The following is a 13,203-nucleotide window of genomic DNA, read 5'->3' as shown; positions in this document are numbered from 1 at the left end:
TTGCCTATCTATGATAAGGGTGGTTATTCATCAATGTCCAAGCTCGGTAGATCTGCTCTGCCAACATGATACGTACCATAGGGTGCGGTAAAGTCAGCCGAGAAAGCGACCACAGCTGATCTGCTTTGGCACTACACCTTGGGTCTAAGCCATCTGGGCCACCCACTAACAAGCTGACATTGTAACCCTCCATGCGCCAGTCTTGGGTTTGTTCAGACAGTTGTTCTGTGGACCACTCTTTACCTAACACTTCCATTGCAATGACTTTATCGCCAGAGGGAATAGCCTCCAACATTGCATCGCCTTCTTTACGAATTGCTTTCGCTATATCCGTGTTTTTGCCACGCGGTGCCATGGGCAACTCCACCAATTCTAGTGAAAAATCACGGGGTAAGCGCTTGGCATAATCCTCATATCCCTGCTCAACCCATTTTGGCATTTTTGTACCAATTGCAATTAAGCGTATACGCATGATCGTCCCTTACAGAGCTTCCGGCTTAATGTCCCACAGCTTTTCAAGATCGTAAAACGCTCTCGCTTCTTCTGTCATTACATGAACAACCACATCGTGCAGATCAATCAAAATCCAATCGCTAGACATACCACGACCTTCACTTCCTAAGGGTTGCAAACCATTTTGCTTAAGGTGTTCAACAACGTTCTGACCAAGACCTTGCACATGGCGTTTAGACGTACCGGTACAGATCACCATAAAATCCATCATGTCAGTATGTTGACTCACATTCAGTACAGTGATCTTATCCCCTTTTACTTCTTCCAGAGACTCTACAGCTAAAGCTAAGATTTCTTCACCAGCAAGTTGTGGTTGACTCATAAGTTTCTTTATTCCTATTGATATAAATTATTGTCACAAATATATTTTTGCACGGGTTCGGGCAACAGGTAGGCAATCGATGATGACTCACGGTGCAGCGAACGTATCATACTTGACGAAATCCCCAGTGGGGTTAATGTTTTCATTAATATTCGACCAGCAGGCGCGCATTGTAACTCAGCGATAGACAGGGCACGACTCTTTTCACACAGCTCACTCAGTTCAGTGATCAAATCTGGCTCCCAACCAGGCCTTGAGACCACTAATATATGAGCGTAGTCCAAGAGTTTTTGCCAATTCTGCCAAGTGGGTAAAGACAGAAAGCTGTCCATCCCCAATACCATCACGATAGGGTGTGATACACCAACCTCTTGACGAATGGAAGCAAGCGTATCAATGGTATAACTGGGCCCTGAGCGTAAAATTTCACGATCATCTACTTGCAAACGTGCATCGCTACTGATGGCCATTTTCACCATGGTTAGGCGTTGCTGTGCAGAAACACTAGGTCGTCCTTTGTGCACCGGCTGAAAACAAGGAATCAGTTTTAATTGCTCAAAACCATATAGGTCTAATATTTCAACAGCGGTTCTCAGATGGCCATTATGGATAGGATCGAATGTCCCTCCCATAATGGCCAAGCCAGTTGAGTTTCGGCTGCCAGATAAATCATTAGCCTTAGTTGTCACGGGTATGACCATCACCTAACACAATAAATTTTTGGCTCGTCAAACCAATTAACCCAACTGGACCACGGGCATGAATTTTATCGGTTGAAATGCCAATTTCAGCGCCAAAACCATATTCAAACCCATCAGCAAAGGCTGTCGAAGCATTAACCATCACAGAGGAAGAGTCTACCTCGGTCATAAAATCACGGCTTTTCGTGTAGTTTTGGCTGACAATAGCGTCCGAATGATGGGAACCATAAAAATTGATGTGCTCAATAGCCTGAGCCATAGATTCAACGACTTTTATCGACAACTTAGGCGCCAAGTACTCGGTAAACCAATCTTCTTCAGTGGCTAATGCGGCTGAAGATAAAACACCCTTGGCTTGCTCACATACGAAGAGCTCCACGCCTTTTTCTTCAAGAGAAGAAGCAAGCTTTGGCAATATTTCTTGAGCGACGGCTTTATGTACTAAGAGGGTTTCCATTGCATTGCAAACACCATAACGACGAGTTTTAGCATTCATAGCAATAGCAAAGGCTTTTTCCAAGTCCGCTTCATCGTCTATGTAAACATGGCAATTGCCATCTAAATGCTTAATCACTGGCACCTTCGCATCTTCACTGATACGAGCAATCAGCCCTTTGCCACCACGTGGCACAATGACATCCACATACTCAGGCATGGTGATCAAACGCCCCACAGCTTCTCTATCCACCGTATTAATCACCTGCACAGCATCCTCAGGAAGCCCCGCTATCGCCAGACCTTTGCGCACAGCCTCAGCAATGGCTTGATTTGAGTAAAAGGCTTCTGAGCCGCCACGCAAAATCGTTGCATTACCTGATTTAAGACAAAGGCTAGCAGCATCAATCGTCACATTCGGACGCGACTCATAAATAATACCCACCACACCTAATGGCACGCGCATTTGCCCTCTTTGAATGCCTGACGGCAAAAACACCATATCGGAAATCTCACCGATAGGGTCTGGCAAGCTCGCCACTTGTTTCAGCCCTTCAATCATGCCGTCAATACGCTTATCATCTAATAGTAAGCGCTCAAGCAGCGGTGTATCTAAGCCTTTTTGCTGACCATTAACAATGTCCTTTTGATTCTCTTCGATCAACTGGGGTCGAGCGACCTCAAGCGCTTCAGCCATAGCAAAAAGAGCGGCATTTTTCTGCTCTGTTGATGCTTTTGCCAATAATCGCGAAGCTGCACGAGCCTGCTTACCCACTTGATTCATATAGTTATCTAAAGACATATTACTTCTCTAATTAAATAAAACCACGGCCAAAGTAAAAAAGTCGCCGACTAAAACTTAATGCCAGTATAATAACACATTATTTTCAAGCCATTAGAGTTGTTTACAAGAAATGAGCCAAGCTTCTAACACGGAATCAAGCTATCCGTTTAAACCCATTGGAATAGTACATTCTTGCTATAAAGAAAAATTCGGTATTCCTAGGCAACCGGGCCTTGTGACTCAAGCAACAGGCCACATAGAACTCCTCCCTCCCTATAATCGCTTAGATGTTTTAGACGGGTTGAGTGACTTTTCACACATTTGGATTCAATTTATTTTTCACGCCTGCTTACAAGACAAGTGGAAAGCAAAAGTCAGACCCCCGCGCCTTGGGGGCAAAAAAAAGGTTGGTGTGTTTGCCAGTCGCACTACTCATCGCCCAAACCCAATAGGCCTATCTGTCGTAAAGCTAGGCAAGATCACAAATCACAATGACAAAATATTAATTGAACTACAGGGCGCTGATCTGTTAGATGGCACACCTGTGTTAGACATCAAACCTTATTTACCCTACGCAGACCAAATAAGCCATGCCAGCGGCGGCTTTGCTCCTAGTGCATCTCATACTAAAGAAGTGCGCTTTAGCCCAATCGCATTAGAACAATGTCATTCTCACCAATCTCACTGTCCTGGTAATTTAAAAGAGCTGATCGTTGAAGTAATCAGCCAAGACCCTCGCCCCGCCTACTTACAAGAACAGACAGGACGAATTCATGGTAACCGCTTATGGCACCTGAACATCACATGGCAGGCACGCCAGGATCACATAGAAATCATTGAAATCACTCCATATTAAAAAAGGCGATATTGATTCCTCAATATCGCCTTCGTCTAATCCAAATAGGCTTAGCCGATTATTTCACCGTCTTCACGGGAAATAGCAATTACACTTGAGCGCGGCATGCTGCCGTTTGGCCAAGTTGAGTTACCCTTCTCTCCTGGGTGCTGAACACTGACAAACATAGTTGATCGGTCAGCACTCCATGCTGCGCCAGTAATCTCACACTCTTTAGGACCTACCAAGAAACGCTTAATTTCGCCTGTTTCAGGATCAGCAACCAGCATTTGGTTGTTACCCTGACCAGCAAAGCCCTTTTCATTCGAGTAGTTACCGTCTGTTTGAATCCACAACAAACCACGCTGATCAAACTTCAAGCCATCTGGTGAATTAAACATGTTATCTTGATTCACATTACTTGAACCAGCATTGGCATCATCATATACCGCAGGGTTACCGGCCAAAACAAACAAATCCCAGTTAAAAGCCTGTGCAGTATGGTCTTGATTCGCTGGACGCCAGCGAACTATCTGACCAAAGTTATTTTTAACACGAGGGTTAGGGCCTTCAGCTGGCGTTTCATCACCACCGGCATTCGGCTTAACACCACGGTTCTTGTTATTTGTTAACGCACAGTAAACCTCAGCCTTAACAGGGTTAGAAGCAACCCATTCTGGGCGATCCATTGTTGTTGCACCAACTTTAGAAGCCGCTAGGCGAGTATAAATTGCAATTTCTGCCTCTGTCATACCGGTAGTCGCTGGCGTTAACGCCAACCATTCACCCGTATTATCGTCGTTAAATTTCGCAACATACAAGGTACCTTCTTCAAGCAGGTCTTGGTTGTTACCACCGACTACAAACTTATGTTTGGACACAAAACGGTAAAGAAATTCGCCACGCTCATCATCTCCAAGATAAACCACAACATGACCATTTGCCGCCACCTCTACTTCCGCATTTTCATGCTTAAAACGACCTAGGGCAGTACGCTTCTTAGGACGAGCAGTTGGATTTAAAGGATCAATCTCTACAACATAACCTGCACGGTTCGGCTCTTGAGGGTCTTTAGAAAGATCAAATCGAGAATCCGCCATTGCCCACTTGTATCCCCAGTCTTTATGACTGATACCGTAACGTTTCATTTGCGGTGTTAATGGGAAGTTCGCGTTACTTGATGAGAAGTAACCGTTGAAATTCTCTTCACAAGCAAGGTAAGTACCCCAAGGCGTTTGACCATTACCACAGTTGTTCCAAGTACCTTTCGCCAATACACCTTCTGGATCCGCTTTCGTTTTAAGCAGCTCATGACCACGCGCAGGCCCCGTGATATCCATTTCAGTATCCACTGTAATACGGCGGTTAAACTCTGAATCTTTAACAATATGCCATTGACCAGCTGTACGAGCGACCTCTACGACACTAACACCATGAGCGGCCTTACTTTTACGAATATCATCCGCTGTCGTTGGTACACCACCATCACGGTTTACGTGTAATGTTTTAAGATTGGTGTATTCGTTGTTAACACACAGAATCTGACGACCATTGTGTGAAAACAGTGCCATTCCATCACAATGATCACCGAAAGACATCTCTTGAGAAGATCCTGTTCCACCAGTTGATTCATTAAACTCTGGCGCATTTGAGAACAATGGCTCACCCCAAGAAGCTAATACTTCCCACTTATAACCAGCAGGCACTGTTACGGTGTCTTGTGCGTTGGCCTGCACCATATCAAAAGCAAGGCGAGTCATATCCATACCAGAATCGGCTAAGGCTTTGCTCGCCGCAAGAGTCGTTGACCCCATAACAAAGGCCGTTGCACCAACAGCTGCACCACCACTTAGAAAACCACGGCGTGACACCATTCTTTTGGCCGTTTCTTCAAACTCCACCATTTCTGGTGCAGGACGTACTAACTCATCGTGCTCATCAAAGCCCATTACTGTCTCTTGCTTAACTGGCATTACATTGTCCTCTGAATTAAAAATATAACGAGATCATTCCAGCTTTCCACCACTAGAAATCATCTAAACAGGATTATTAGGCCAAACTAAGATGACGATAAAATGTTTTTTACATGACAATTAAAAGTCACTTTTATGAAACATAATAACGGCCACAATTTTGCAATATTGAAGTGAGTTACATAAACTGAACATTATTAGCTTGCGAGAGCATAAAATGAATAAGAAGCAATTTCTAAAAACCTACCAATCTGTTCAGACATTAAAAAAACCTAACAACGTAGAAAGTAAGCAAGAAAAGCCCCTTTATCGCAGCTTACAAGATGAGCGCCTAATAAAAGAAATGCATTATGCTAAATTCTTGAACAACCAGAATAAAATCCAGCAAAACAAAGAGTTCAGAAGCTTGGTTGAAAAAGAAGAATGGGATGAGGACGATATAAAGACACTTCTGAAAAGCTTAAACAACTAACCAGAGTCTATACCCAGAGTTATCCACACATTATATGTATAAATTTCCTGTCAATCACTTAACAAAAATTGATGGAAAAAAGATAAAAAAAAGCGGACCCGAAAGTCCGCTTTTTACACAAGTCAAAAACTGAGCAAAACTTAGTTTTGGTTTTCTAGTTGCGCTTTAATTAGGTCACCGATAGTAGTTGGACCATTTGCAGTTGCTTCAGCCTGCTGCTTCTCAGAGTGAGACTTAAGCGCCGCTTTTTCTTCAGTTGCATCTTTCTGCTTGATAGAAAGAGTGATAGTGCGAGCTTTACGATCAACATTAATGATCGCAGCTTCAACAGCTTCACCTTCTTTCAATACAGCGCTTGCATCTTCAACACGATCACGGCTGATTTCAGATACTTTAAGAGTCGCTTCAACACCTTCCGCTAGAGCAACAACCGCTCCTTTCGCATCAACAGAAGCAACAGTACCAGAAACAACAGCACCCTTGTCGTTTTCAGCAACGTAAGCTAAGAAAGGATCTTCTTCTAGTTGCTTAACACCTAGAGAGATACGCTCACGTTCAGCATCGATAGACAATACAACCGTTTCTAGCATATCGCCTTTCTTGTATTGACGTACGGCTTCTTCGCCAGCTTCGTCCCAAGATAGATCAGATAGGTGAACCAAACCATCAATGCCACCGTCCAAACCAATGAATACACCAAAGTCAGTGATAGACTTGATAGCACCAGAGATTTTGTCGCCCTTGTTGAAAGAAGTAGCAAACTCTTCCCATGGGTTCATTGTACATTGCTTGATACCCAAAGAAATACGACGACGCTCTTCGTCGATATCAAGAACCATAACCTCAACTTCGTCGCCAATTTGAACAACTTTAGATGGGTGGATATTCTTGTTAGTCCAGTCCATTTCAGAAACGTGAACAAGACCTTCAACACCTTCTTCTAACTCAGCAAAACAACCGTAGTCAGTAAGGTTAGTAACACGTGCAGTTACTTTAGTGTTTTCTGGGTAGCGAGCTTTGATAGCAACCCATGGATCTTCACCTAGTTGCTTAAGACCTAGGGATACACGGTTACGCTCACGGTCGAACTTAAGTACTTTAACATCGATTTCATCACCAACAGCAATGATTTCGCTTGGGTGCTTAATACGCTTCCAAGCCATATCAGTGATGTGTAGAAGACCATCAACACCACCAAGATCAACGAATGCACCGTAATCAGTAAGGTTCTTAACGATACCTTTAACTTCTTGACCCTCTTCAAGAGAAGCAAGTAGTGTTTCACGCTCAGCGCTGTTAGTCGCTTCCATAACGGCACGACGAGATACAACAACGTTGTTACGTTTTTGATCAAGCTTGATAAGTTTGAACTCTAGATCCACACCTTCCAAGTGAGACGTATCGCGGATTGGGCGAACATCTACCAAAGAACCAGGTAGGAAAGCACGGATGTTAGCGATATCAACTGTGAAACCACCTTTCACTTTACCGTTGATCACACCGTTAACGATGGCACTTTCTTCGTAGGCTTTTTCAAGAACAGCCCAAGTTTCAGCGCGTTTCGCTTTTTCGCGAGACAATTTAGTCTCACCAAAACCATCTTCAACAGCATCAAGTGCAACTTTAACTTCGTCACCGATGTTAACGTTGAACTCACCACTTTCCGTTAGGAACTGAGAACGAGGAATTACGCCTTCAGATTTAAGACCTGCATGAACAGTTACCCATTCGCTATCGATGTCAACAACGATACCAGTAACAATTGAGCCTGGCGCCATTTCTACGCTTTGTAGGCTTTCTTCAAACAGTTCTGCGAAGCTTTGAGTCATTGTATTTCCTATATAAATGGCCTATAAAACAACTAGGCCGTAACCATATCACCAGCAAATATGGGTCAATTTTAATGAAAAATGCAATGTGGTTTTGCTGGCCCCACATTGGCTAAAATAAAATCCGGCTGAGTATAGCACATTTTGCGAGCAAAAAAAGAACAGCTTAAGCAAATCCAGCCTTTACCGTTTCGGCAAAGATCATTTCGACTACCTGTTCGATGGACAAGTTTGTGCTATCGATTACCAGGGCACCAGCCGCAGGCACTAGAGGGGCTACTGTTCGGTTAGCGTCACGCTCATCTCGCTCTTTAATAGTGCTAACTAGAGCATCAAAATCTACTTCATCGCCTTTTGCTTGCAATTGCAGCATGCGGCGTTGAGCCCTCTCTTCTGCCGATGCAGTTAAAAATATTTTTATAGGGGCAGAAGGAAACACAATGGTCCCCATATCACGACCATCTGCCACCAAACCTGGCTCCTGTGCAAAATCGCGCTGACGCAATAACAACCCTTCTCTTACTTCTGGAATAGCTGCCAACTTAGAAGCATTATTACCCACCTCTTCTGTGCGAATTGCCTGTGTAACGGCCTCCCCCTCAAGAACAATCTCTACCTTATTCTCGGCTTTAGGAATAAATTGAATGTCCAAATGCTCCGCCAGTACCTTGAGGGAGTCCACCTCATCTAAACACATACCATGATGGGACACGGCCAACGCCAATAGTCGATACAAAGCCCCACTATCAAGAATATTCCAGCCTAACTTTTCCGCCACCAATTGGCTTACTGTTCCCTTCCCGGCGCCACTTGGGCCATCTATCGTAATCACCGGAGATTGGTTAATCATACAACTACCTCTTAAAATACTATTGCGCAGGTGCGCAACGAAAACCTAATTCTTCTGAGCGGTTCGTCAACTCATTAAATTCTTCCAATAACGCCTGACAATCGCGCACTAGGGTAACTTCTCTACTTCGGACACCAACGGCCAACATAGCCAGCCCCACATAAATATCACCAGCACAATCTAGATCCCCACCTTCAGGCAGGCCACCGCAGACAATAAGCGTATCTTGTTCATACGAGCATTTAATCTTCATGTGCTTAAGCGCATCCACTAAATCTTGCACTCTATCTTCGTAAACGTAAGACAAATTACGAATACCTTTTATTCGGCTCTCACCTTTAGCATAAGCCGCGGCCACACAAATAAACGGCAAATACTTACACCAACGCGCTGTTTGCTCAGCAGAAAGCACAAAACCTTTGAGTGGAGAAAAAGCAACCTTCATGCCACTGCCACCTGCTTTGTATTGAGCACTCTGAACCGTTAAAGGCACGCCAGCATAATGTAAAAATTCATTAAAAGTACTCTCTGAGAACGCACTGCAAGCATTTTTCACGAGTAAATTTGAGCCTGGAGACAAAGTGGCTAATAAACTAAAAAAAGCCAATAAATCTGCATCTGCTGGCAAATCTACGTCATTCGCCAACCAAGAACCAGGGTTAAACATCCGCCCAACTATGTTTATGCCGAAATGGGCAAACAAACCTAAATCCGCCGACAAACCTGGCATATTATCGGGTATACAATAAGAGCTTTGAGCAAAGTTAGCCGCCAATAGAGTCGCTGTTGTCATTTTTTCGGAGCGCGCACTTGGAGACACCTCAAGCACCTCAAAAGAGTTAGACCGAATAAAAACAGGCAGACAATCCGCATCCGCACTTTCTACTTGCGCCCCCATTCCTTTCAGCAACCCTAGCAGATCCGTAAAAGGGGTCGTGGACAAAGCGTCATCGCCACACACAGCAACACTAAAGTTTTGCCCCGCCAACACTGGCAATAAGACATACAAAGTTTCAACAGAGTCATGCACATTAATAGCTGCTATAGGCTCGCGCAACCCCGTTTTACCAACACCACGAATACGCAATTGGTTCGCAGACATCTCATCGATTACCACCCCCATATCTCGCAACGCTTGTATCGTAATACGCACATTGCCAGCAATGTTAATATTGCTTAGTAACGTATTACCCTCACTCAGGGCCGCCATTGTAATTGCTTTATGTGACAAAAATCTGTCGCCAGGCAAAGACACCTCACCTTTAATGGAGGTGGCAGGTGACACCGCTAGATTTATTTGCTTAGGATCTTTAGTAGAGCGCGCACCTGTACGTTGTTCCAGCAACCGTAAAAAGTGATCACGTGCGGATTTAGCACGAGTAAAGACACCGAACATGCTAGCACCATCGCCCTCTTCAATGGCTTTCCTCATGACTTGCAGACGATCGGTGAATTGATCTAGAGTTGCTAATGTCGCGTCTTTATTCGCTAAAAAAACATCTCGCCACATTACAGGATCACTGGATGCAATGCGCGTAAAATCTCTAAAACCGCCTGCTGCAAATTTAAACACATCTTGGCTACGCGAACTGTTAGCTAGGGCATCAACCAAGGTGTAAGCCAGCAAATGAGGCAAATGACTGGATGATGCCAACACATGGTCATGATGCTCTACATCCATACTAACCACGTCTGCACCAACGGCTTGCCACAACCTATGTAGGCGATCTAACAGCACAGGGTCACTTTCAGAACTTGGGGTTACTATGGCCATGTGCTGTTCGAACAAGTGTGGATTGGCGGCTAACACGCCACTCTTTTCTGCGCCTGCAATAGGGTGACCGGGGATAAAGTTATCCGGCAAAGCGCCAAATACACGAACGGCCGCCTGCACAACACTCCCTTTGGTAGAACCTGCGTCAGTTAAAAGCGTTGTCGCCTTTAAAAGGGGCTTTAACACCTCTAACACCGATTCCATTGCTCGGACTGGAGTTGCTAAGAAGATAACGTCCATTTTTTCAACAAATTCAGCCGTCAGTTCTGCAGGGTAGTCAATCACGCCATTAGCAACACCCAGCGCCAACTCCCCTTCTCGACGATCAACGCCATATAAAGTCGCTAATCCTTGATCCTTCAGCGACTTCGCAAAAGAGCCACCTATCATACCAAGACCCACGATCATGACATTGCCAAATTTTTTCACACCAACTTTCCTTTTTACTTCAATTTCAGGCAGAACAGTGTGCTGTTAAAGCACCGCAATAGGGTAAGAACCCAATACTTTCACTTCCGAAGCACGTTCATACAGCTCATTAATAACAGCTTGGCTTTGGGTATCCTGATAGTGACCATAAAAGTCGATGTAAAAAATATAACCCCAGCGACTCATGAGTGAAGGACGAGTCTCCAAACGGGTCATATCAAGATTGTGTCGCTCGAAAGCTTCCAATAGGCGATACAAGGCACCCGGCTCATTTTTCGCACTAATTAGCAAAGAAGTTTTGTCCTTACCGCTGGCTGGAACATCCTGATTGCCAACAATCAGAAAACGCGTGGTATTGTCTGGTCTATCTTCAATGTTAGCTGAATGCTTAACTAAGCCATACATTTCACTCGCAACCTCGCCCGCTATCGCCGCAACCGCACGCCCTGAACGACCCGCTTCAGCAACCAAACGAGCAGCTTCAGCATTGGAACTTACTGCCACACGCTCTGCATGAGGCCAATAACGATCTAACCAAGAACGGCACTGAGCCAAAGATTGCTGATGCGAATAAATGTGTGTTACATCATCTGCATCAATATTAGGGCTAACCAGCAAGTGATGATGGATTCTTACCTCAACTTCACCGCATATCTTTAACTGAGAATCTCGAAAGCTGTCCAAGGTATGGTTAACAACGCCCTCTGTGGAGTTTTCTACAGGTACCACACCGTAATTGGCCGCCCCAGACTCAACCTCACGAAACACCTCATCAATCGCTGCCATTGGCGCACTGACAATAGAATGACCAAAATGTTTGAGAGCCGCTTGTTGGGTAAAAGTCCCCTCAGGTCCTAAAAAGGCGATGCGCATTGGCTTTTCAAGTGCCAAACAAGAAGACATGATTTGACGAAACACTTTCGCCATCTCTTCATTACCTAAAGGCCCTTCATTACGCTCCATAACACGGCGCAATACCTGCGCCTCACGCTCAGGGCGGTAAAACACGGCGGAATCAGCACCTTGATCACGCATTTTTACTTCTGCCACTTTCTCAGCACAACGCGCTCTCTCATTGATCAATGACTGAATTTGCGAATCGATGAAGTCAATACGATCACGCAATAATGGCAAGGTATCGGGTACTTGAGGTTTCTTTTCAGTCATAGGTTTATCCGTGTTGTTTTTCAAAAGCAGCCATAAATTCAATCAGTGCATCGACACCCGCTAGCGGCATGGCATTGTAAATGCTTGCACGCATGCCTCCCACCGAACGATGGCCTGCTAGTGTTCTAAGACCGGCGGCCTCGGACTCAGCCAGGAACAATGCTTCCAACGACTCATTCGCCAAAATAAAAGGCACGTTCATTCTTGAGCGATATTTCACATCAATAGGGTTGGAATAAAAGGCACTCTGATCAATAAAGTCATACAGTCGACGGGCTTTTTCGATATTAACCTGCTCCACCGCCTCTACACCACCTTGAGACTCTAGCCACTCAAACACCAAATCCGCTAAATAGATAGCAAAAGTAGGCGGGGTATTAATCATAGAGTCATTTGCAGCCAAGTTAGCAAAATTCCAAGTAGAAGGTAACGAGTCGGCACTTCTGCTCAATAAGTCTTTACGGATAATAACAATGACCACACCCGCAGGACCAACATTCTTCTGAGCGCCCGCATAGATTAAGCCATATTGGCTAACATCAATCTTGCGCGACAAAATAGTAGAAGAAAGATCCGCCACAATCGGCAAGTCTGTATCCGGTAGATGATCAAATTCCAAACCACCAATGGTCTCATTTGGCGTGATATGAAGATAAGCCGCATCCGCGTCCAGTTGTGATGAATCCACCTCAGGGACAGTGAGGTACCCCCCCTCTTTAGAGGAGCCCACTAGGTTCACCTTGGTGTACTTTTTGGCTTCTTTAATCGCTTTAGCAGACCAAGTACCAGTGTCTAGGTAACAGGCAGAGTCAAAACCATTTGCCAAATTAGCCGGAATTTGAGCAAACAAGGTAGAAGCACCACCTTGCACAAACAAGACTTCATAGTCGTCATTTATCTCCAGCAAACGCTTCAAGCGCGCTTTGGCAGATGCCAAAATAGATTGAAACTCCGCGCTTCTATGGCTCATTTCCATAACAGAAGTGCCTGCACCATGCCAATCTAGCAACTCTTCTTGCGCCTTTTTTAGAACTGCTTCAGGTAAGGCCGCTGGACCAGAACAAAAATTATAGACTCGGCTCATGCCATTAAACCCTCATACTACTGCTGCGAACGCCG

The 13,203-nt window shown here is 44.8% G+C and carries 12 protein-coding genes; 2 read left to right on the top strand and 10 right to left on the bottom strand.

Features of this window, described 5'->3' with window-relative positions; all coding sequences use genetic code 11:
* Positions 1–4: 4 nt before the first annotated feature.
* From rlmH to ACYVGZ_RS03375, 4 genes are read right to left on the bottom strand one after another with little or no spacing between them, the layout of a single operon-like run.
* Positions 5–472: a 23S rRNA (pseudouridine(1915)-N(3))-methyltransferase RlmH gene (gene rlmH, locus ACYVGZ_RS03390; protein ID WP_460751221.1), complete on the bottom strand. Its 468-nt coding sequence runs from the start codon at positions 470–472 to the stop codon at positions 5–7.
* 9 nt (positions 473–481) lie between these two features.
* Positions 482–835 (bottom strand): ribosome silencing factor, encoded by a 354-nt coding sequence (gene rsfS, locus ACYVGZ_RS03385; RefSeq protein WP_460751218.1) that lies wholly within the window; start codon positions 833–835, stop codon positions 482–484.
* Between the two features lie 14 nt (positions 836–849).
* The gene (nadD, locus tag ACYVGZ_RS03380) at positions 850–1,524 is read right to left on the bottom strand and encodes a nicotinate-nucleotide adenylyltransferase (RefSeq protein ID WP_460751215.1); all 675 of its coding nucleotides are present in this window, start codon (positions 1,522–1,524) and stop codon (positions 850–852) included.
* The gene (locus ACYVGZ_RS03375; protein ID WP_460751212.1) at positions 1,514–2,773 is read right to left on the bottom strand and encodes a glutamate-5-semialdehyde dehydrogenase; all 1,260 of its coding nucleotides are present in this window, start codon (positions 2,771–2,773) and stop codon (positions 1,514–1,516) included. Before ACYVGZ_RS03375 ends, nadD begins: the two co-directional genes overlap by 11 nt.
* Before the next feature lie 112 nt (positions 2,774–2,885).
* On the opposite strand from ACYVGZ_RS03375, the gene tsaA reads away from it, so the two are divergent.
* Positions 2,886–3,611 carry a tRNA (N6-threonylcarbamoyladenosine(37)-N6)-methyltransferase TrmO gene (gene tsaA / locus ACYVGZ_RS03370; RefSeq protein ID WP_460751210.1) on the top strand — a complete coding sequence of 242 codons (726 nt, stop codon included), beginning with the start codon at positions 2,886–2,888 and terminating at the stop codon, positions 3,609–3,611.
* Between the two features lie 50 nt (positions 3,612–3,661).
* Here tsaA and ACYVGZ_RS03365 read toward each other — a convergent pair whose 3' ends face one another.
* Complete coding sequence (locus tag ACYVGZ_RS03365) at positions 3,662–5,563, bottom strand: PhoX family protein (RefSeq protein ID WP_460751207.1); 1,902 nt, start codon at positions 5,561–5,563, stop codon at positions 3,662–3,664.
* 217 nt (positions 5,564–5,780) lie between these two features.
* Between ACYVGZ_RS03365 and ACYVGZ_RS03360 the strand changes: the two genes are divergently transcribed.
* Positions 5,781–6,035, top strand: coding sequence for a hypothetical protein (locus ACYVGZ_RS03360; RefSeq protein ID WP_460751204.1), 255 nt, complete (start codon positions 5,781–5,783; stop codon positions 6,033–6,035).
* A 140-nt stretch (positions 6,036–6,175) separates the two neighbouring features.
* On the opposite strand, the gene rpsA is transcribed toward ACYVGZ_RS03360, so the two are convergent.
* The 5 genes from rpsA to serC form a co-directional block, all read right to left on the bottom strand.
* A complete protein-coding gene (gene rpsA, locus ACYVGZ_RS03355; RefSeq protein WP_460751201.1) occupies positions 6,176–7,864 on the bottom strand; it encodes a 30S ribosomal protein S1 in 1,689 nt (562 codons plus the stop codon).
* A 166-nt stretch (positions 7,865–8,030) separates the two neighbouring features.
* Positions 8,031–8,714: a (d)CMP kinase gene (gene cmk, locus ACYVGZ_RS03350; RefSeq protein ID WP_460751198.1), complete on the bottom strand. Its 684-nt coding sequence runs from the start codon at positions 8,712–8,714 to the stop codon at positions 8,031–8,033.
* A 19-nt stretch (positions 8,715–8,733) separates the two neighbouring features.
* Positions 8,734–10,917: a prephenate dehydrogenase/arogenate dehydrogenase family protein gene (locus tag ACYVGZ_RS03345; protein WP_460751195.1), complete on the bottom strand. Its 2,184-nt coding sequence runs from the start codon at positions 10,915–10,917 to the stop codon at positions 8,734–8,736.
* Between the two features lie 45 nt (positions 10,918–10,962).
* Positions 10,963–12,084 (bottom strand): prephenate dehydratase, encoded by a 1,122-nt coding sequence (pheA, locus tag ACYVGZ_RS03340; protein ID WP_460751192.1) that lies wholly within the window; start codon positions 12,082–12,084, stop codon positions 10,963–10,965.
* Between the two features lie 4 nt (positions 12,085–12,088).
* Positions 12,089–13,168 (bottom strand): 3-phosphoserine/phosphohydroxythreonine transaminase, encoded by a 1,080-nt coding sequence (gene serC, locus ACYVGZ_RS03335; protein WP_460751189.1) that lies wholly within the window; start codon positions 13,166–13,168, stop codon positions 12,089–12,091.
* Between the last annotated feature and the right edge of the window lie 35 nt (positions 13,169–13,203).

The sequence above is a fragment of the Marinomonas epiphytica genome (assembly GCF_054780655.1).
The sequence above is the reverse complement of the archived record's forward strand: the minus strand, read 5'-3'. Positions and strand labels throughout refer to the sequence as shown.